Below are 19,716 nucleotides of genomic sequence, written 5' to 3' on the forward strand. Positions count from 1 at the left end.
CACGAACCCCTGATCCACTCCTGGATCGGGGGTTTTCGTGTGTTCGGAATCGAATGAGCGGCATTCCCCTGGTCGGCGGAGCCCGATGGCCCGTCGTCGGCTCGTTACAGTGGCCGCCGTGTCCGTGTGGTGCGCTGTCCCCTGGTCCACGCCGCTCCTGCCGGGAGTGAGTAGATGACCAGCACCGAGGCGCGGGCGCACTCCGCCATCGAGGCCCTCCGGCGGACGGCGATGGACCAGGCCGATGACCCCGAGCTGGCGGCGCTCGCCGTCCACTACTTCGAGCGCGTCCCGCCCGAGGAGCAGGTCGACGACCCGTCCGAGGCGCTGGCGATCGTCCGCGCCCACCGCAGCCTCGCCCGCCTCCACGTGCCCGGCCAGCCCGTCACCGCGGTGCTCGGCGCCGGCGCGGAGCCCGGGCCGGACGGCACGATGCCCGACCCGGACCGGGTCTTCGTCCTCGTCGTCACCGAGGACATGCCCTACCTCATCGACTCGGTGATGGCGGAGCTGGCGCGGACCGGCACCGTCGTGCACCGGGTGGTGCACCCGCTCGTCGTCGTGCGCCGCGACGCCCAGGGCGCCCTGCAGGAGGTCCTCGCGGGAACAGACCCCGCCGCGCCGCCCGCGGGCGCGGTCGTCGAGTCGTGGATGAACCTCGAGCTCGAGGCCGACGCCGGCTCGGAGTCCGTGCGCGAGCTCGCGGCGGACCTGCACGAACGGCTCTCGTCGGTCCTGGCGGACGTGCGCGACGTCGTCGAGGACGCCGACGCCATGCTGACGAAGGCCAAGGCGCTCGCCGACGAGCTGGAGTCGTCGCCGCCCCCGGTCCCCGAGCACCGCACCGACGACACCGTCGCCCTGCTGCGGTGGTTCGCCGACGGGAACCTGACCTTCCTCGGGTACCGCTACGAGGCGGTCGGCGACCTCGGCGGGGCGGCCGGCACGACCGGCGGGCGGCCCGGGCTGGGCATCCTGCGCCGCGACAGCGCGGCCGCGCGGGCCCTCACCGCCGGACCCGACCTGGCCGAGCGGGAGGCGCTCGCCCCCGAGGTCCTCGCCGAGGCGTCGGCCCCCGACCGGACCGGCGCCGACGACTCCGCGCTGCTGGTGCTGACGCGCGCCAGCGCCCGCTCCACGGTCCACGAGCCGGTCCACCCGCTCTACGTCGGCGTGCGCGAGTTCGGCGCGGGGGGCCGCGTCGTGGGGGAGCACCGCTTCCTCGGCGTGCTCACCGTCGCGGCCCGCAGCACCGACGTCACCCGCATCCCGGTGGTGTCGCGCCGGGTCCGCGAGGTGATCCGCCAGACCGAGCTGCCGGTCGAGTCCTGGTCCGGGCAGCGGATGCTCGAGGTGCTCCAGACCTACCCGCGGGCCGAGCTGCTCTGCACCGACCGCGCCTCGCTGCTCGAGACCGTGACCGGCGTGCTCGCGCTCGCCGAGCGCCGCAAGGTCCGGCTGTTCCTGCGCCGCGACCGCTGGGGCCGCTACTTCTCGGCGATGGTGTACCTGCCCCGCGACCGCTACACCACGGCCACCCGCCTGCGGATGCAGCAGCTGCTCCTCGAGCGCCTCGAGGGCACCGACATCGAGTACACGGCCCGGGTGACCGAGGACCAGCTCGCGCTCCTGCACGTGACCGTGCACACCGGGCAGCACGAACCGGTGCGCCCCGACGTCCCCGCGCTCACCGCCGAGCTCGCCGAGGCCGCCCTCACCTGGAACGACCGCCTCCGCGCCGCGGCCGGCCCGACGGCGCGGGCGGCCCTCGCGGCCGCCGACGTCGAGCCCTTCAGCCAGGCCTACCAGGAGGACTTCCCGCCGGAGCAGGGCCTCGAGGACCTGCTGGTGCTCGACGGCCTGACCGGTCCCGACGACGTCGCCGTGCGCCTCTACCGGCCCACCGAGGTCCCGGCCGACGACGGCGCCGGGGACCACCGGCTCAAGCTCTTCCTCGTCGGACGGCGGATCACGCTGTCCTCGGTCCTCCCGGTGCTGCGCTCGCTCGGCATCGAGGTCATCGACGAGCGGCCCTACGAGGTGCGCCGCAGCGACGGCCAGTCCGGGTGGGTGAACGACTTCGGCCTGCGCCTGACCCTCCCCGCCGGCGGCGCGGGCCCGGAGGACGACCTCACCCGGCGCTTCGCCGACGCGTTCACCGCGGCGTGGCGCGGGCTCGTCGGCACCGACGGCTTCAACGAGCTGGTGATCTCCGCCGGGCTCACGTGGCGCCAGACCGCCCTGCTGCGGGCCCTGGCCCGCTACCAGCGCCAGCTCGGCAGCCCCTACGGCCAGAGCTACATCACCGACGTCGTCGGCGCCCACGCCGAGGTCGCCGTCGGGCTCGTGCGGCTCTTCGAGGCCCGCTTCGACCCCGACCTCGCCCCCGACCCGGAGCGCTACCCCGGCGGGCGGGACGAGCTCGTCGCCGAGCTCGACGCGCAGGCCGAGGCGGCCATCGACGCGGTGACGGGTCTCGACGCCGACCGGATCCTCCGGGCGATCCTCGGGCTGGTCCGGGCCACGCTGCGCACCACGTTCTTCCTGCGCGACGCCGACGGCGCCCCCCGCGAGTACCTCGCGTTCAAGATCGACCCGGCACGGGTGCCCGGGATGCCCGAGCCGCACCCGGCGATCGAGACGTTCGTGCACTCCCACCGGGTGGAGGGCGTGCACCTGCGCTTCGGCCCGATCGCGCGTGGCGGGCTGCGCTGGTCGGACCGGCTCCAGGACTACCGCACCGAGATCCTGGGCCTGGTCAAGGCGCAGGCGGTCAAGAACGCCGTGATCGTGCCGGTCGGGGCCAAGGGCGGCTTCGTTGTCAAGCACCCGCCGGCCGCCACCGGGGACGCGGCCGCGGACCGCGACGCCCAGCGCGCCGAGGGCGTCGCCTGCTACCGGATGTTCGTCTCGGGGATGCTCGACCTCGTCGACGACCGCAGCGACCACGGAGCCCACGCCTCCACGGTCACCCCGGAGCGCGTGGTCCGCTACGACGGCGACGACACCTACCTCGTCGTCGCGGCCGACAAGGGCACGGCCACGTTCTCCGACATCGCCAACGGGGTCGCGAAGGACTACGGCTTCTGGCTCGGCGACGCGTTCGCCTCGGGCGGGTCGGTGGGCTACGACCACAAGGCCATGGGCATCACCGCCCGCGGCGCCTGGGAGTCGGTGCGCCGGCACTTCCGCGAGCTCGGCCGCGACGTGGCGACCGACGAGATCACCGTCGTCGGCGTCGGGGACATGTCCGGTGACGTGTTCGGCAACGGCATGCTGCTCTCCGAGCACCTGCGCATCGTCGCCGCGTTCGACCACCGCCACGTCTTCCTCGACCCGGACCCCGACCCGGCCGCCTCGTTCGCGGAGCGGCGCCGGCTCTTCGGGCTCGCGCGGTCGTCGTGGGCCGACTACGACGAGTCCCTGATCAGCAAGGGCGGCGGGGTGTACCCCCGCACGCTCAAGCGGATCCCGGTCTCCGACGAGGTCGCCGCCGTCCTGGGCGTCGACCCCGACCCGGTCGGGGTCGACCCGGCCACGCTGGTGCGCGCCGTCCTGCGGGCCCCGGTGGACCTGCTGTGGAACGGCGGCATCGGCACGTACGTCAAGGCGTCCGACGAGACCCACGCCGACGCCGGCGACAAGGGCAACGACGCGGTGCGCGTGGACGGCGACGAGCTGCGCGTCGCGGTCGTCGGGGAGGGCGGCAACCTCGGCCTCACCCAGCGCGGCCGCATCGAGTACGCCCGCGGCGGCGGCCGGGTGAACACCGACGCCGTCGACAACTCGGCCGGCGTCGACTGCTCCGACCACGAGGTCAACATCAAGATCCTGCTGGACTCGCTGGTCGAGCGGGGCGAGCTCGCCGAGGAGCGCCGCGACTCCCAGATCGCCGCCACCACCGACGACGTCGCCGCGCTCGTGCTCGCCGACAACGTCGCCCAGAACGAGCTGCTCGGCGTCGCCCGCGCCCACGCCGCGGACATGCTCAACGTCCACGAGGCGCTCGTCCGCGACCTCGAGGCCCGCGGCGAGCTCGACCGCGAGCTCGACGTGCTGCCCGACGCCGAGGGCTTCGAGGCCCGCCGGGTGGCCGGTGAGGGCCTCTCCCGCCCGGAGCTCGCGACGGTCATGGCCCACGTGAAGCTCGACCTCACCGAGTCGCTCGCCCAGAGCGAGCTGCCGGACGCCGAGGTGTTCGCCCGCCGGCTCCCGTCGTACTTCCCGACGGTGCTCTCGGGCACCTACCCCGACGCCGTCGCCGCGCACCCGCTGCGTCGGCGCATCGTCACGACGATGCTCGCCAACGAGGTCGTCGACGGCGGCGGGATCTCCTACGTCCACCGGCTGATGGCCGAGGTGGCCGCGACCCCGTCCGACGCCGTGCGCGCCTACCAGGTGGCGACGCGGGTGTTCGGGCTCGACACCCTGGCCGCCGACATCGCGCGGGCGACCGCCGACGGGCTGCCGACCGCGGTGGCGGACCGGCTCACCCTCGCGGCCCGGCGCACGCTCGACCGGGCGTCGCGCTGGCTGCTCACCCACCGCCCGCAGCCGCTGGCCGTGGGCGCCGAGACGCAGCGGTTCTCGGCCACCGTCGCGGCCCTCGACCCGCAGGTACCGATGATGCTGCGCGGGGTGGAGGCCGAGGGCCTCGCCGAGCGGGTGCAGGAGATGGCCGAGCTCGGCGCGCCGATGGAGCTCGCCGACCGGGCCGTCGGCGGCCTCTACAGCTTCGGGCTGCTCGACGTCACCGAGATCGCCGAGCTCGCCGAGGCCGACCACGGGGGTGACCCGGAGGACGTCGCCGAGGTGGCGGCGCTCTACTACGCGTTGTCCGACCACCTCGGGCTGCACGGGCTGCTGACCGCCGTCGCGGGCCTGTCCCGCCGCGACCGGTGGGACGCGCTCGCCCGACTGACGCTGCGCGACGAGCTGTACTCCTCGCTGCGGGCGGTCACCCTCGACGTCCTGGCCCAGACCGACGACACCGAGACCGCGGACGAGAAGATCGCGCACTGGGAGCAGGCCAACGCCTCGCGGCTGACCCGTGCCCGCAGCGCGCTCGGCGAGATCGCGCGCTCCGGGCGCAGCGACCTCGCGACGGTCTCGGTCGCCGCCCGCCAGATCCGCAGCATGGTCCGATAGGAGCCCCGTGCCCACGTACGACGTGGACGTGCCCCTGCGCTGGTCCGACCAGGACCCGTACCGGCACGTCAACCACGCCAAGGTCGTCACCCTGCTCGAGGACGCCCGGGCGGTGCTGCTCTTCGACGCCGCCGTCCGCGAGGGCGTCGCCGCCTTCGAGGCCGGGCTGCTGGTCGCGACGGTCCAGGTCGCCTACCGCCGGCCCATCCCGTGGCACCCGCGCGGGGTCCGGGCGCGGATGTGGTGCCGGGAGGTGCGCGCGGCGTCGTTCACCGTCGCCTACGAGCTGCTGCTCCCCACCGGCACGAACGGCGCCGGGCCCGACGGTCCCGGTGCCGAGGGCTGGGAGGCGGCGAAGCCGGCGGTCACCGCCGACACCCAGCTCGTGCCCTACGACCTGGCCGCCGAGCGGCCGCGGCGGCTCACGGCCGAGGAGCGGTCCTTCCTGGACCGCTACGTGGCGTCGTGACCGGGCCGGACGGGGTGGGAGCGGCGGTGTCGGGCGTGCGGCCCGCCGGCGGCCGGCTCACGGTGCCCGACCGGGCGCAGCGCGAGGACCTCGCCGGGTTCGTCGGCCGCGCGGTGCGCCTCGACGGCGGCGTCGTGGTGCGGCTGCGGGCGCGCACCGACCCCGACGGCGCGGGCACCGTCGAGGCGTGGGCCCCGACCCCGTTCGACGCGCTGGTCACGCGGGCCGCGCCGGGCACCGTCGTACCCGGTGACGTGACCGTCGTCGGCTCCGACCTCCTCGCCGCCCTCGCCGTGAGCCCGGGCGAGACCGTGGAGCCCGGGGCGCCCGTCGACGACCGGTGGCGCGGCCCGCTGCCCCCGCTGCGGCCCGACCGGCGCTGGGAGGTCGTGGGCGAGGTGCCCGCCGCCGAGCTCGGCGGGCTGGCCGAGCGCGGGGTCGCGGCGGCGCGGGCCGGGGACCCGGGCGGGCGCCCGAGCGCGGCGCTGCTCGACCAGGTCGTGCTCACGGTGACCGGCGACGGCACCGGCACCGAGGTCCGCGTCCCGATGCGGTGCGTGTTCGCGCTGTCGGGGATGGGCTTCGTCGGCGCGGGCGCCGGCGACCCGGACGCGACGGTGCGGGTCTCCACCGACGGCGGGTGGCTGCGGCTCGACGCGCACGGCGGCGCCGTCGTGCGCCGCCGCCGCGCCCAGCTGCCGTGGGCCTGACGGCCTCGTGCGTGCGTTCCCGTGTCTGGACACGGGAACGCACGCACAAGCGCGTCAGCGCAACGTCGACCGCAGGAAGTTCAGCGTCTCGTTCCAGGCGATGGAGGCCTGCTCCGGGTCGTAGGTGCCCATGTGGTCCTCGTCGTTGAAGAAGGCGTGCCCCGCCGGGTAGATCCGGAAGTCGGGCCGGCGGCCGGACTCGGACTCGATGCGGTCGGCGAGCGCCTTCACCGCGTCCGGCGGGGCCATCGTGTCCTGCTCGCCGAAGTGCCCGAGCATCGGCGCGGAGAGGTTCGCGAAGCTCGGGTAGTCCTCGCCGAGCACCCCGTAGAACGGTACCGCGGCACCGATCTTGTCGCCCTGCTGCGCGGCCAGGACCAGGACGAACCCGCCGCCCATGCAGAACCCGACGGCGCCCACCTTCCGCCCGACGACGGCCTCGTGGTCCAGCAGGTAGTCCACCGCCCCGCCGAGGTCGGTGGCGGCCCGGTCGACCGGCAGCTCCTGCATGAGCCGGCCGGCCTCGTCGGCGTCGTGGGTGGTGGTGCCGCCGTAGAGGTCCGGGGCGAGCGCGACGAAGCCCTCGGCGGCGAGGCGGTTGGTGACGTCGGCGATGTGCGACGTCAGGCCCCACCACTCCTGGATGACGACGACGCCGGGTCCCTCGCCGGACTCCGGCAGCGCGAGGTAGCCGTGGGCCGTGCGCCCGTTGCTCGGGAAGGTCACGTTCTGCAGGGGGTTCTCGGCCATGGTCGACATCCCATCAGGGACGAGCGGGCCCCGCGCGCGGGGACGACGTGACGCCGCGTCAGAACGACTTGTTCATCATGCTCATCGCCGCCATCTCCATGTACTCCCAGATCTGGCGGTGGCGCTCGGGGTCCAGCTCGACCTCGTCGATCGCCACACGCATGCAGCGCAGCCAGGCGTCGCGCTCGAGCGGGCCGATCGGGAAGGGCGCGTGGCGCATCCGCAGCCGCGGGTGCCCGCGCTGCTGGGAGTAGGTCTGCGGGCCGCCCCAGTACTGCTCGAGGAACATCCGCAGCCGGTCCTCGGCGCCGGCGAGGTCGTCCTCGGGGTAGAGCGGGCGCAGGACCGGGTCCTCGGCGACCTGCTCGTAGAACCGGTGGACGATGCGGTCGAAGGTCTCGTGGCCGCCGACCGCGTCGTAGAAGGTCTGGGGACTGCTCACGCCCACCACCGTCTCAAATCCGCGTCGGGCCCGCCGTCATCGCCCGCCCGACGGTGCCGGCGCGCCGAACGGGGTGGGCGCCGGGACCCCGGCCTCGTCGAGCGCGGACTTCACCGCGCCCGCCACGGCGCGCTGGACCGCCCACTGCTCGCCGGGGCGGGTACGCACCGTCAGCCGCAGCAGGATGCCCTCCGCGGTCACCGACTGGACGCCGAGCATGTCCGGCGGGGCGAGGACCTTGGCCGCGACCTTCGCCTCGGCGCACTCCTCGGTGGCGGCGCGGAGGGCGAGCTCCGAGGTCTCCTCGACGTCGGCCGAGTGCCCCACCGGGATGTCGACCACGGCGACCGACCAGCCCTGGCTGGAGTTCCCGACGCGCAGCACCTCGCCGTTGCGGACGTACCAGACGGTCCCGGCGATGTCCCGCAGCGTGGTCACCCGCAGCCCGACGGCCTCGACGGTGCCGCTGGCCTCGCCGAGGTCGACGACGTCGCCGACGCCGTACTGGTCCTCGAGCATCATGAAGATCCCCGACAGGAAGTCCCGGACGAGGTTCTGGGCGCCGAAGCCGATCGCGACCCCGACGACGCCCGCCGAGGCGATGATCGGCGCCAGGTTCACCCCGAACTCGCCCAGGACCAGCACGAACGCCACGCCGTAGACCAGCAGCGTGGTGAACGACCGCAGGACCGACCCGATGGTCTGCGCCCGCTGCGTGCGCCGTTCCACGATCTGCGGGGCGGCCTCGCGCAGGCTGGCGGCGGCGCGGTCGCGCAGCGGGCGCAGGATGCGGGGCACGCGGCCGCTGCTCGCGCCGACGGTGAGCCGCCGGATCGCGCGGTGCACGGCGAGCCGCAGCAGGACCGCGACGACGACGATGACCGCGACGGTCGCCGCGTGGGAGACGATCGCGTCGGAGGACTTCGAGAGCCAGCCCGCGTGGGTGTACTGGAAGACCCGGGCGCACAACGACCCGCTGTCGCTCGCGCACGCGGGCGCGCCGACGGGGACCGACGGCAGCACGGGCGTGGGTGTCGGGGTCTGGGAGGGGACGTCCATGCCGACGGCGAGCACGACCCGACCCTACGAGGGTCCCTCGGCGCCCCGCGGCGGGAGGTCGCCGGAGACGGGGAGGTGAACCCTGTCGTATCACGGGTGCACAACGGGCCGTGATGTGGTCGACTGTGGCCACTCTCGGTGGGAGGTGGTCGTGTGCCCGAACGACAACCCAGGACCGTGACGCCGCTGGTCGGCGGGGTCGGAACGGGTCCGGGTGTGGAGCCCGTCGCCGGTCCGGTCGACGCGATCCCCATCGCCGCCCCCGCCCCTGTCCCGCTCACCCCGCCCGCCCCCGCGGCGGGCGACGACGTCACGGTCACCGTCCGGGCCGAGCCTCCCGCGCCCGCCTGGGGCCGCCGGCGGGTCCTGCTCCTCAACGCGACCTACGAACCCCTCACCGCGCTCCCGTTGCGCCGGGCGATCGTCCTGCTCGTCTGCGGCAAGGCCGACGTCGTGCACGGCGACCCCTCCGGGCTGGTGCTGCACTCCGCCGCCGGCTCCGTCGAGGTGCCGTCGGTGATCCGGCTGCGGGTCTACGTCCGGGTGCCCTACCGGGCCCGCGTCCCGCTCACCCGCGCGGCCCTGATGCACCGCGACCGGTTCCGGTGCGCCTACTGCGCGGGCAAGGCCGAGACCATCGACCACGTCGTGCCCCGCAGCCGCGGCGGGACGCACACCTGGGAGAACTGCGTGGCGTGCTGCGCGCGGTGCAACCACAAGAAGGCCGACAAGCTGCTCGCCGAGCTGGGCTGGCCGCTGCGCACCATGCCGACCGCACCGCGCGGCCGGCACTGGCGCCTCCTGGCGGGCCTCGTCGACGCCGACCCGCAGTGGCTGCCCTACCTGGGCGAGACGGCCGCCTGACGCGGCATGATCGCGGCCCGTGGGTGATCTGCACGAGCTGACCGCGCTCGAGACCGCCGAGGCGGTCCGCCGGCGGGAGGTGGCGGTCCTCGACGTCGTCGACCACGCGCTGGGACGCGCGGAGACCCTCGGCGCCCGGCTCGGCGCGTTCGCGGTGCTCACCCCCGAGCGGGCGCGCGAGGCCGCGCGGGCCCTCGACGCGGGAGCCGAGGTGTCCGGCCCGCTCGTCGGGGTGCCCACCGCCGTCAAGGACCTGACCGCGACGGCGGGCGTGCCGACCGGGCGCGGCTCGGTGGTCACCCGCGGCTGGGTGCCCGGGTACGACGACGACCTGGTCGGCCTGCTGCGCGCGGCGGGCACGGTGAGCCTGGGGAAGACGGCGGTGCCGGAGTTCGGCCTGCCCTGCTACACCGAGCCCGCCGGGGCGCCGCCCGCGGTGACGCCCTGGGACCCGTCGCGCTCGGCCGGGGGCTCCTCGGGCGGGGCGGCGGCCGCCGTCGCCGCCGGGGTGCTGCCCGTCGCCCAGGGCTCGGACGGCGGCGGGTCGATCCGCATCCCGGCCTCGGTGTGCGGGCTTGTCGGGATCAAGACGACGCGGGGCCGGGTGCCCGCGGGGCCGGCGGGCGGCGACCCGGCGGGCCTGTCCGTCGCGGGGCCGCTGGCCCGCACGGTGGCCGACGCCGCCGCCCTGCTCGACGCGCTGTGCGGCGGGCGCACCTGGCCGGGGGAGCCGTTCGTGCCGGCCGCCCCGCCTGCGGAGGGCTACCTCGGCGTGGCCCGCGGCGCGCCCGGGCCGCGCCGCCGGATCGGGCTCAGCACCATCCCGCCCTTCGGGGACCTCGCCGACCTGCTCGGACGCGCGTGGGCACCCGTCGTCGTCGACCCGGTCTGCGCGGCGGCGGCCGAGGACACCGCCGCGGCGCTGGAGGCGCTCGGGCACACGGTGGAGCCGGTCGACCTGCGGCTGTCCGACGAGGCGATCGCCGCGTTCCTGACGCTGTGGGCCGTGCTCGCGCTCGCCGAGCCGGTGGCCCCGGCGGACGAGGAGCGCCTGCAGCCGCTCACCCGCCTGCTCCGGGCCCGGGGACGGGAGGTCGGGCCGGCGGCGGGGCTGGGGGCCCTGCACGTCGCGCAGGTCGAGACGCGGCGCCTCACGGCGGCGCGGGCGGAGCTGGACGCGGTGCTCACGCCGTCGGTGGCGCTGCCGCCGCGGCCGGTGGGCTGGTTCTCGGCCGACGGGCCGGAGACCGACTTCGCGCGCCAGGTCGCGTTCACGCCCTGGACGGCGATCGCGAACCTGACCGGGGAGCCCGCGATCGGGCTGCCCCTCGGGTGGCCCAAGGTGGACGGCACGACGCTGCCGGTCGGGGTGACGCTGCGCGGGCGGCGCGGCGAGGAGGCCCTGCTGGTCGCGCTCGGCGCGGAACTGGAGGCCGCCCGGCCGTGGTCGGGGCGCCGCCCGCCGGTGTGGTGACCAGGCCGGGGCGTCCTACGACACGACGTCGCAGCGGGGTTTCCACTACGGTTCGCTCCCGTGAGACCGATCGACACGATCCTGATCTACGTGGTGATCCCGGTCGTCGTCCTGCTGCTCCTGCTCGCGGCCACGACGCTGCGTCGCTCCGGACGCGCGGCGCGCTACCGCGTCGGGGACGACTGGCCGCACGACCCGGTGTGGTGGATCGGCAACCCCAAGGGCACCCACCTCCCCGAGCCGACCGTCGACGCCGTCGGCACCACCACGACCCGCACGGCCCGAGGAGGCGCACGTGGCACCTGGTGAGGGAACGGGGCAGATCGACCGTCCCCAGGCGGGGCCGGGCGAGACGCCGGTGGTGACCGGCGGGGGCCTCGCGGAGGAGCCGGTCGCCGGTCACTCCCGCATCCCCACCGCCTCCGGGCGGATCTCCGAGGCGACCGACGTCCACTCCGAGGACGAGCACGTCCCCTTCTCGCCCTCGCAGCTCTCCCGCATCGACGAGGCCCTGACGCGGACCTCTGCCGAGACCGGGCTGCTGTTCACGGTGTGGGTCGGCGCGCTCGGCGGCCGCTCCCGCGAGCGGGCCGAGGAGCTGCACGCCACGCTCGGCGACTCGGCGGCCGACGCGGTGCTCGTCGCGGTGTCGCCGGGGGAGCGGGTCGTCGAGGTCGTGACCGGCGAGGAGTCGCACCGCCGGGTGGACGACCAGGGCGCCAAGATCGCCGTCGGCTCGATGGTCTCCCGGTTCACCGAGAGCGACCTGGTCGGCGGGATCGTCGAGGGCCTGCGCGTGCTCGGCGACCACGCCGGCAGCAAGCACTAGCGTGCATGTGAACGGATTTGGTCGTCTGGACGACCAAATCCGTTCACATGGGGCTACGCCCCCTTGTCGAAGTCCCGCGCCGCGAGCGCCCGGACGATCCCCGCGCGCCCCTCGGTGACGAGGCGCCGCAACGCGGCCGGGTGCTCGTCGGCCAGCCAGCGGTCGGCCAGCTCGACCGTGGCCTGCTCCACCGCCCAGGACGGGAAGAGCCCCTGCACCATGGGCTGCGCCTGCTCCGACGAGCGCCGGCCCCACACCTCGTCGACCGCCGCGAAGTACTTCTCGGTGTAGGGCGCCAGCAGCGCGCCCTGCGACGGGTGCGAGAACCCCATGATGATCGCGGCGTTGATCGCGTTGGGCAGTGCGTCGTCGTTGACCGCGCGGTCCCACGCCGTCGCCTTGGCCTCGGGCGTCGGCACCAGCGCCCGCGCCCGCTCGGCCATCCGGAGCCCGGTCGCGGTGTTGTCCCGCGAGAGCTCGGCCTCGACCTCCACCGCGCCCGCGGCGCCGTGGGCGACGAGCGCGTGCAGCAGCCGCCACCGCAGGTCGGTGTCGACGACGAGCCCCTCCAGCGGGGCGGTGCCCTCCCGCCACCCGCTGATGGCCTCGAGGGCCTCCGGGGTCAGCACCGAGCCGGCCAGGGAGTTGACGAGGGCGAGCTGGTGGTCCGAGCCGGGCTCGGCGCGCCGGGCGAGGTCGAGCAGCGTCGCGACGAACGAGGGCCACCCCTGCTCGACGGCCCACGACGGGTCGGCGTAGGACGCGAGCGCGGTCTGGGCCTGCAGCAGCAGCCGCTGCACGACGCCGACCTCGCTCTCGGCCGCCAGCCCGTTCAGCACCAGGGTGACGAAGTCGCGGGCGCGCAGCTCGGCCTCGCGGGTCATCTCCCACGCGGCCGACCAGCACAGCGTCCGCGGCAGCGGCTCGGCGATGTCGCCGATGCGGTCGATCAGCGTGGTCAGCGAGCGCTCGTCGAGGCGCATCGTGCAGTAGGTCAGGTCGTCGTCGTTGACCAGCACCAGCGCCCCGGCCTCGACGCCGACCAGCTCCGGCACCTCGGTGCGCTCGCCGGCGACGTCCAGCTCGGTCCGGTGGCGGCGGACCAGCTTGCCGGACCCGTCGTCGTCGTAGATCCCGACGGCGATCCGGTGCGTGCGCGTCTCGCCGGCGCCCGGGCGCGCGCCGCCCTGGGTGATCTCGAAGCGCCCGTAGTGCCCGTCGGGGCCGACGGCGAACGACGGCGAGAGCGAGTTCAGCCCGGTGGTGCGCAGCCACTGCGCCGACCAGCCCGACAGGTCGCGGCCGGAGGCCTCGGTGAGGGCGCCGAGCAGGTCGTCGAACGTGGCGTTGCCGTACGCGTGGCGGGAGAAGTAGAGCCGGAGCCCGGCCAGGAACTCCTCCTGCCCGACGTACGACACGAGCTGCTTGAGCACCGACGCGCCCTTGGCGTAGGTGATGCCGTCGAAGTTGACCTCGACGGCCTGCAGGTCGGGGATGTCCGCGGCGATCGGGTGGGTCGAGGGCAGCTGGTCCTGCCGGTAGGCCCAGGACTTCTCGACGTTCGCGAACGTCGTCCACGCGTTGCGGTACTCGGTGGCCTCGGACTGGCTGACGACGCTGGCCCACGTCGCGAACGACTCGTTGAGCCACAGGTCGTCCCACCAGCGCATCGTCACGAGGTCGCCGAACCACATGTGCGCCATCTCGTGCAGCACGGTCTCGGCGCGGCGCTCGTAGAGGTAGCGGGTGACGCGGCTGCGGAAGACGTAGTCCTCGAGGAAGGTGACCGCCCCGACGTTCTCCATCGCGCCCGCGTTGAACTCGGGCACGAAGAGCTGGTCGTACTTGGTGAAGGGGTAGGGCACCCCGAAGTTGCGGTGGTAGAAGCCGAAACCCTGCTTGGTCTCGGTGAACAGCCGCTCGGCGTCCATGTGCTCGGCGAGGCTCGCCCGGCAGTAGATGCCCAGCGGGATCGTGCCGTGCTCGTCGGCGTACTCGTCGGTCCACTTCGCGTAGGGGCCGGCGACGAGGGCGACGAGGTAGGTCGAGATCCGGACGGTGGTCTCGAAGGCGTGGTGCACGGCGCCGGACTCCAGCGTCGTCGCGGTGTCCTGCGCCCCGTTCGAGATGACCTCCCAGCCCGGCGCGGCGAGCGCCGTGAGGGTGATCGTCGCCTTGAGGTCGGGCTGGTCGAAGCAGGCGAACATCCGCTTGGCGTCGGCCGTCTCGAACTGGCTGTAGAGGTAGACCCCGCCGTCGACCGGGTCGACGAAGCGGTGCAGGCCCTCGCCGGTGTTCATGTACCGGCAGTCGGCGTCGACGACGAGCTCGTTCTCGCCTGCGAGGTCGGGCAGCGCGATGCCCTTCTCCTCGTCGTAGCCGGTGACGTCGAGCGCGACGCCGTTGAGGGTCGCCGAGCGGACGCCCGCGGCGACGATGTCGATCCAGCTCGCGGCGCCGGGGGAGTGACAGCGGAACCGCACCGTGGTCGTCGAGCGGAACGTCGTCTCACCCGGGCCCGCGGCGCCGTCGGTGAGGTCCAGCGCGACCGTGTAGGAGTCGACGTCGAGCATCTCGGCGCGCGTGCGTGCGTCGGCCCGGGTGAGGTTCGGAGCAGCCACGCGGCTCACCCTATCCACCCGGCGGCGCCCGGCCCCCTCGCGCGGGAACACGGTTGCCGCTTCGACTGTTCGCCTGGGTACAGACCCGTAGTTCGAGGGAAGCCTGGTGCCATGACCGCTGCTGGTGACAAGACCCGCGTCGACTTCTGGTTCGACCCGCTGTGCCCCTTCGCCTGGATCACCTCGCGGTGGATCCTCGAGGTCGAGAAGGTCCGCGACATCGACCTCGCCTGGCACGTGATGAGCCTCTCGGTGCTCAACTCCGGCCGGGACCTCGACGAGAAGTACCAGTCGATGATGGACGAGGGCTGGAAGCCGGTCCGCGTCTGCATCGCCGCCGCGCAGAAGCACGGCGACGAGATCCTCGCCCCGCTGTACACCGCGATGGGCACGAAGATCCACAACGAGCAGAACAAGGACTTCGACGACGTCATCGCCAAGTCGCTCGAGGAGGTCGGTCTCGAGCCCGAGCTCGCCAAGGCCGCGACCTCGACCGACTACGACGACGCCCTGAAGAAGTCCCACCACGAGGGCATGGACCCGGTGGGCATGGACGTGGGCACGCCGACCATCCACGTCGACGGCTCGGCCTACTTCGGCCCAGTCATGACGCGCATCCCGCGCGGTGAGCAGGCCGGCACGATCTTCGACGGCGCGAAGCTGCTCGCGGGCTACGAGTACTTCTACGAGCTCAAGCGCACGCGCGACACCGAGCTCAAGTTCGACTAGGACGACGTACGGGCGGCCGGGTCCCCGGGCGCGACGGCGGGCGAGTCGACCGTCGCGCCCGGACCGCGGGTCGTCGCCGTCACATCACGGACCGCGTGAGGATCCGCAATCGAGTTGCGTCCAACTGAGGAGTTCCACGGACGGCGTCCTTCAGCCGGAGGGGCGCCCGGTCGCCGTCGGACACCAGGAGGACACGATGAGCACGCCCACCTCGAGCACCCCCACGACGGCTGCCCCGACGCCGGCCGCGCCGAAGCCGACCTCGCCCGCCGCGGCGGTCGCGCCGGCCGCCGGGTCGCCGCTGGAGAGCGCCCAGGGCAAGACCGTGATCTCCGACGGCGTGGTGGCCAAGATCGCCGGTCTCGCCGCGCGTGAGGTCCACGGCGTCCACGGTTTCGGCGGCAGCGCGGCCCGCGCCTTCGGGGCCCTGACCGAGCGGATCCCGGGCGCCCGGTCCTCCTCGACGCAGGGGGTGTCGGTGGAGGTCGGCGAGCGCCAGGCCGCGGTCGACGTGACCGTCGTCGTCGAGTACGGCGTCGCGATCACCGAGCTGGCCCGGGCGATCCGCCGCAACGTCATCGGCGCGGTCGAGCAGATGACCGGCCTCCAGGTCGTCGAGGTGAACGTCGACGTGGTCGACCTGCACCTGCCCGACGACGACACGGCCGACGCCCCGGCCGCGGCGCCGGCCCGGGTGCGGTGACCCGCGCGGGAGCCGGTCGGCCCGAGGCCCCCGCCCTCGTGGCGGGGATCGACGTCGACCGCGTCGCGGCGGCGGCCTGCCCGCTCGTCGTCGGGCTGCACCCCGGCCCGCACGGCACCGCGGCGACCCTGCTGCCCCGGCGTCGCGTCGACGGGGTCGTCGTCACCGACGACGGCCCCGGCCCGGCGCGCATCGCCGTCACCGTCACCGCCTGCTTCGGTGCCCCGCTGCGGCGGGTCGTCGAACAGGTCCGGTCGGCGGTGGCCGTCCGCGCCCCGGGCCACCCGGTCGACGTCACCTGCGCCGACGTCGCCTGAACCCGACCACCGCGCCCCGCGTCGACCCGAGGGGCCGGAGCGGGTCGCCCATCCCTCCCCGGAGGTTCTTCGTGATCACCACCAACACCGTCCTGGGCCTGGCCTTCGGAGTGGCCCTGGGCTTCGCGGCCGCCTTCGGGGGCGCGAACGCCTTCGTCCTCGTGCTGGTCCTCGGCGTCGTCGGGCTCCTCGTGGGCCGCTTCCTCGACGGCCGGCTCGACCTCACCGAGCTCACCGAGCGCGTCCGTGGCGTCGGCTCCGACCGTGATCGAGGCGGCCGGTGAGCGCCTCGGTCCGCGCGGCCGGGTCCGCGGGATCACCGGGCACCTGGAGGGGTGGCGCACCGTCGCCGACCCCGCCAGGTGCCCGTTCGTCGTTCCCGGCCGTCACACCCTCCCGCCGTCACACCCTCCCGCCGGCCGCCACCGCGACCAGCGGCAGACCGGCCAGCGCGAACGCCGCGGCGGCGAGCCCGTGCGCGGCCCCGTCGACGAGGAAGACCCGCGGCGCGTACGGCAGCAGCAGCGCCGCCACCGGGACCGTCCCGACGGCGAGGGCGGTGAGCGCGGCGCGCGGGCGCAGGACCGCGACGGTGAGCCCGAGACCCAGCCCGAGCGCCGGGAGCGCGAACAGGAACGACGCCCCCGGCACGACGACCGCGGTCGCGACCCCGATCGCCGCGAGCAGCGCCGCCGCGCCCGCCGTCGTCGTCGCTCCGGGCCGCCGTCGCAGCGCCAGGGCCCAGGCCAGCACCACGACGACCGCCAGCGCGACGTCGGCGACCTCGTAGGGCAGGAGCCCCCGCGAGAACGGCCCGGCGTCGGGTCCCGCCGCGGCGCCGAGCGCCGCGCCGAGACCGGCCGCGGCGAGCAGCGCCCCCGTGGCCGTCGCCGTCGCGGTGACCACGTCGCGGAGGCGCAGCAGGCCTCGGCGTCGGGCGAGCACGACCGCGCCGACGAGCACGAGCGCCGCGGCGACCGCGATCGGGAGGGCCCACGCCTGCGGGTAGGTGACCAGGACGCCGAGTAACCGGAACCACACCTCGTCGGGCTGGGCCGGCAGGCCGCTCGCGGCCGGGTCGAGGGGACGCAGGTCGGCGTCGCCGAGCGTGCGGGCCAGGGCCAGCATCGTCGAGCCCTGGCTCTGGACGCTCGCCGCGCTCAGTGCCGCCGGGGTGTCGCCCGCGGTGTGGTACTCGCTCGGGCGCTCGATGAACGCGGAGTCGATGCCGGGGCGCCCGGCCGCGAGGACCGCGGAGAGATCGGTGTCGTGGGGCAGCAGCCGGAAGACCGCGTCCAGCGAGGAGTCCCCGCGGGGATGCGGGACCGCGGCGATCGCCCGGAGGAGGCCGGCGTTGCCGGGGGAGGTCCGGAAGACCAGGGACGGCCCGGCGACCCCGCGGGCCTCGTGGTTGAGCACGACCGTCGGCCGGGCGGCGGGCAGGCCGTCGCGGACCCAGGCGCGCGCCCCGAGCAGACCGGCCTCCTCGCCGTCGGTCAGCAGCACCTCGACGTCGTCGCGCAGCGGCGGGCCGGCCCGCAGGGCGCGCACGGTCTCGAGGATCGCCGCCACCGACGCGGTGTCGTCGGCCGCGCCCGGCCCCGCGGGCACGGAGTCGGTGTGCGCGGCGAGCACGACCGTGCCGGTGGGCGCGCTGCCGGGCAGGGTGGCGACGAGGTTCGTCACGGCCGTCCCGCCGACGACGGAGGTCTCCGTGCGTGGCGCCAGACCCAGGGCCCGGAGCCGCCCGACGACGTCGTCGCGGACCCGGGCGGCGGCGGGGCTGCCGACCGGGTGCGGCGCGCGGGCGAGGTCGGCGACGATCGGGAGCGCGCGCTCCGCGCTGAACTCCGTGGCCGGGGCGCTCGCCGGGACCGGCGCGGGTGGCCGGTCCGACCAGAGCGCCCCGCCCGCGACGACGGCGAGCAGCAGGAGCGCGACGAGGCGTGCGGGCACGGCGACCTCCCGGGGCTCCGCGCCAGTCTGCCGCCGGCGGGTCGGTCGGGCCCGGCGCGCCCCGGCCGACCGCCGCGCGACCCGGCCGTGTCCGGCAGAGTGGGGGCGAGGACCGACGACGACCGGAGGCGCTCGGATGGCGACCAGCACGGACACGCTGACCCAGCACTGGATCGACGGCGAGGCGGTGGCCGGCTCGGGGTCGATCGCGGTCGTCAACCCCGCGACGGGCGCGACGATCGCCGAGGTGCCGCGCGGCGGCCGGGCCGAGGTCGACGCGGCGGTCCTGGCGGCCCGGCAGGCGTTCCCGGCGTGGTCGTCGACCCCGGTGGCCGACCGGGCGGCGGCGGTGCTGCGCATCCGGGACGGGCTCAAGGCCCGCCACGAGGAGCTCGCGCAGTCGATCACCGCCGAGATGGGGTCGCCGATCAGCTTCGCGCGCAGCGTGCAGCTCGGGATGCCGATGGCGACGTCGAAGGGCGTGGCCGGGCTCGCCGACGGGTTCGCGTGGAGCGAGGAGATCGGGAACTCGCTGGTGGTGCGCGAGCCGGTCGGCGTCGTCGGCGCGATCACGCCGTGGAACTACCCGCTCCACCAGGTCGTCGCGAAGCTCGCACCGGCCCTCGTCGCGGGGTGCACCGTCGTGCTCAAGCCCTCCGAGGTGGCGCCGCTGACGGCGGGCGCGCTCGCGACGATCAGCGCCGAGGCCGGGCTGCCCGCCGGGGTGTTCAACGTCGTGCACGGCACCGGGCCCGAGGCCGGCGAGGCGCTGGCGGCGCACCCGGGCGTGGACATGGTGTCGTTCACGGGCTCGGTCGCGGCGGGGCGTCGCGTGCAGGAGGTCGCCGCGGGCACCGTCAAGCGGGTCGCGCTCGAGCTCGGCGGGAAGTCCGCGAACATCGTGCTCGACGACGCCGACCTCACCCAGGCGGTCAAGGTCGGCCTCGGCAACTGCTTCATCAACGGCGGTCAGACGTGCACGGCGTGGACGCGGCTGCTCGTGCCGGAGTCGCTGCACGACGAGGTCGTCGAGAGGGCGGTCACGGCGTCGGCGAAGTACGGCGTCGGCGACCCGACCGACGAGGCGACGCGGATCGGCCCGATGTCGTCGGCGACGCAGCGCGACCGGGTGGAGTCCTACATCACCCGCGGTGTGGAGGAGGGCGCCGAGCTGGCCGTGGGCGGGCCGGGCGCGCCGGAGGGCGTGTCGGCCGAGGGCGCCTACGTGCGCCCGACGATCTTCTCCGGGGTGCGGCCCGACATGGTGATCGCGCAGGAAGAGATCTTCGGGCCGGTGCTGTCGGTGATGCCGTACTCCGACGTCGACGAGGCGGTGGCGATCGCCAACAACACGATCTACGGGCTCGCGGGCGCGGTGTTCGCGGGGTCGCAGGAGCGCGGCATCGAGGTGGCGCGCCGGATGCGGACCGGACAGGTCGACGTCAACGGCGGCGCGTTCAACCCGCTGGCGCCGTTCGGGGGCTACAAGCAGTCCGGCACCGGCCGGGAGCTGGGGCGCTACGGGCTCGAGGAGTTCCTCGAGGTCAAGTCCATCCAGCTGTAGGTGGCCTCCGGCCTCGTGAGCACTAACTGTCGGTATAGCGACACTTTGTGCTCACGGGCGGCGAAGCCGCACCTCTTCTCC

Annotated in this window: 17 protein-coding genes; 12 read left to right on the plus strand and 5 right to left on the minus strand. The window is 75.0% G+C overall.

Annotated elements, in window-relative coordinates:
- Window positions 1-174 precede the first annotated feature (174 nt).
- The 3 genes from HH311_RS16300 to HH311_RS16310 are packed head-to-tail and all read left to right on the plus strand — an operon-like array spanning window position 175 to window position 6,327.
- Window positions 175-5,148, plus strand: coding sequence for an NAD-glutamate dehydrogenase (locus tag HH311_RS16300; protein WP_211190369.1), 4,974 nt, complete (start codon window positions 175-177; stop codon window positions 5,146-5,148).
- 7 nt (window positions 5,149-5,155) lie between these two features.
- Window positions 5,156-5,617, plus strand: a complete 462-nt coding sequence (locus tag HH311_RS16305; protein ID WP_312030195.1) for an acyl-CoA thioesterase — start codon at window positions 5,156-5,158, stop codon at window positions 5,615-5,617.
- Window positions 5,614-6,327, plus strand: coding sequence for a hypothetical protein (locus HH311_RS16310; RefSeq protein ID WP_312030196.1), 714 nt, complete (start codon window positions 5,614-5,616; stop codon window positions 6,325-6,327). Before HH311_RS16305 ends, HH311_RS16310 begins: the two co-directional genes overlap by 4 nt.
- A 54-nt stretch (window positions 6,328-6,381) precedes the next feature.
- Here HH311_RS16310 and HH311_RS16315 read toward each other — a convergent pair whose 3' ends face one another.
- From HH311_RS16315 to HH311_RS16325, 3 genes are read right to left on the minus strand one after another with little or no spacing between them, the layout of a single operon-like run.
- Entirely contained in the window at window positions 6,382-7,077 is a 696-nt protein-coding gene (locus HH311_RS16315) for a dienelactone hydrolase family protein (RefSeq protein ID WP_169184742.1), read from the minus strand.
- Window positions 7,078-7,135: 58 nt separating this feature from the next.
- Complete coding sequence (locus HH311_RS16320; RefSeq protein WP_169184743.1) at window positions 7,136-7,519, minus strand: globin; 384 nt, start codon at window positions 7,517-7,519, stop codon at window positions 7,136-7,138.
- A 36-nt stretch (window positions 7,520-7,555) separates the two neighbouring features.
- The gene (locus HH311_RS16325; protein ID WP_169184908.1) at window positions 7,556-8,578 is read right to left on the minus strand and encodes a mechanosensitive ion channel family protein; all 1,023 of its coding nucleotides are present in this window, start codon (window positions 8,576-8,578) and stop codon (window positions 7,556-7,558) included.
- 177 nt (window positions 8,579-8,755) lie between these two features.
- Here HH311_RS16325 and HH311_RS16330 point away from each other — a divergent pair, with 177 nt between their 5' ends.
- Genes HH311_RS16330 through HH311_RS16345 form a run of 4 tightly spaced genes read left to right on the plus strand, consistent with a single transcriptional unit; the run spans window position 8,756 to window position 11,745 of the window.
- Entirely contained in the window at window positions 8,756-9,442 is a 687-nt protein-coding gene (locus HH311_RS16330) for an HNH endonuclease (protein ID WP_396027447.1), read from the plus strand.
- A 19-nt stretch (window positions 9,443-9,461) separates the two neighbouring features.
- Window positions 9,462-10,916: an amidase gene (locus tag HH311_RS16335; RefSeq protein ID WP_169184744.1), complete on the plus strand. Its 1,455-nt coding sequence runs from the start codon at window positions 9,462-9,464 to the stop codon at window positions 10,914-10,916.
- Window positions 10,917-10,976: 60 nt separating this feature from the next.
- A complete protein-coding gene (locus HH311_RS16340) occupies window positions 10,977-11,225 on the plus strand; it encodes a hypothetical protein (RefSeq protein ID WP_169184745.1) in 249 nt (82 codons plus the stop codon).
- Window positions 11,212-11,745 (plus strand): DUF5130 family protein, encoded by a 534-nt coding sequence (locus tag HH311_RS16345; RefSeq protein ID WP_312030198.1) that lies wholly within the window; start codon window positions 11,212-11,214, stop codon window positions 11,743-11,745. Before HH311_RS16340 ends, HH311_RS16345 begins: the two co-directional genes overlap by 14 nt.
- A 53-nt stretch (window positions 11,746-11,798) precedes the next feature.
- On the opposite strand, the gene pepN is transcribed toward HH311_RS16345, so the two are convergent.
- Entirely contained in the window at window positions 11,799-14,366 is a 2,568-nt protein-coding gene (pepN, locus tag HH311_RS16350; protein WP_169184746.1) for an aminopeptidase N, read from the minus strand.
- 111 nt (window positions 14,367-14,477) lie between these two features.
- Between pepN and HH311_RS16355 the strand changes: the two genes are divergently transcribed.
- From HH311_RS16355 to HH311_RS16370, 4 genes are all read left to right on the plus strand, one after another.
- On the plus strand, window positions 14,478-15,095 hold the full coding sequence (locus tag HH311_RS16355) for a DsbA family protein (protein WP_169184747.1): 618 nt from the start codon (window positions 14,478-14,480) through the stop codon (window positions 15,093-15,095).
- 196 nt (window positions 15,096-15,291) lie between these two features.
- On the plus strand, window positions 15,292-15,798 hold the full coding sequence (locus HH311_RS16360) for an Asp23/Gls24 family envelope stress response protein (RefSeq protein WP_169184748.1): 507 nt from the start codon (window positions 15,292-15,294) through the stop codon (window positions 15,796-15,798).
- The gene (locus HH311_RS16365; RefSeq protein ID WP_169184749.1) at window positions 15,795-16,115 is read left to right on the plus strand and encodes a hypothetical protein; all 321 of its coding nucleotides are present in this window, start codon (window positions 15,795-15,797) and stop codon (window positions 16,113-16,115) included. Before HH311_RS16360 ends, HH311_RS16365 begins: the two co-directional genes overlap by 4 nt.
- A 71-nt stretch (window positions 16,116-16,186) precedes the next feature.
- Window positions 16,187-16,399 carry a DUF2273 domain-containing protein gene (locus HH311_RS16370; RefSeq protein WP_169184750.1) on the plus strand — a complete coding sequence of 71 codons (213 nt, stop codon included), beginning with the start codon at window positions 16,187-16,189 and terminating at the stop codon, window positions 16,397-16,399.
- A 118-nt stretch (window positions 16,400-16,517) separates the two neighbouring features.
- Here the strand turns inward: HH311_RS16370 and HH311_RS16375 are convergent, their stop codons facing one another.
- Window positions 16,518-18,071, minus strand: coding sequence for a M20/M25/M40 family metallo-hydrolase (locus HH311_RS16375; protein ID WP_169184751.1), 1,554 nt, complete (start codon window positions 18,069-18,071; stop codon window positions 16,518-16,520).
- Between the two features lie 136 nt (window positions 18,072-18,207).
- Here HH311_RS16375 and HH311_RS16380 point away from each other — a divergent pair, with 136 nt between their 5' ends.
- The gene (locus tag HH311_RS16380; RefSeq protein ID WP_169184752.1) at window positions 18,208-19,635 is read left to right on the plus strand and encodes an aldehyde dehydrogenase family protein; all 1,428 of its coding nucleotides are present in this window, start codon (window positions 18,208-18,210) and stop codon (window positions 19,633-19,635) included.
- The last annotated feature ends 81 nt before the right edge of the window (window positions 19,636-19,716 follow it).

The organism is Actinomycetospora sp. TBRC 11914 (assembly GCF_012933465.1).
Taxonomy (GTDB): Bacteria; Actinomycetota; Actinomycetes; order Mycobacteriales; family Pseudonocardiaceae; genus Actinomycetospora.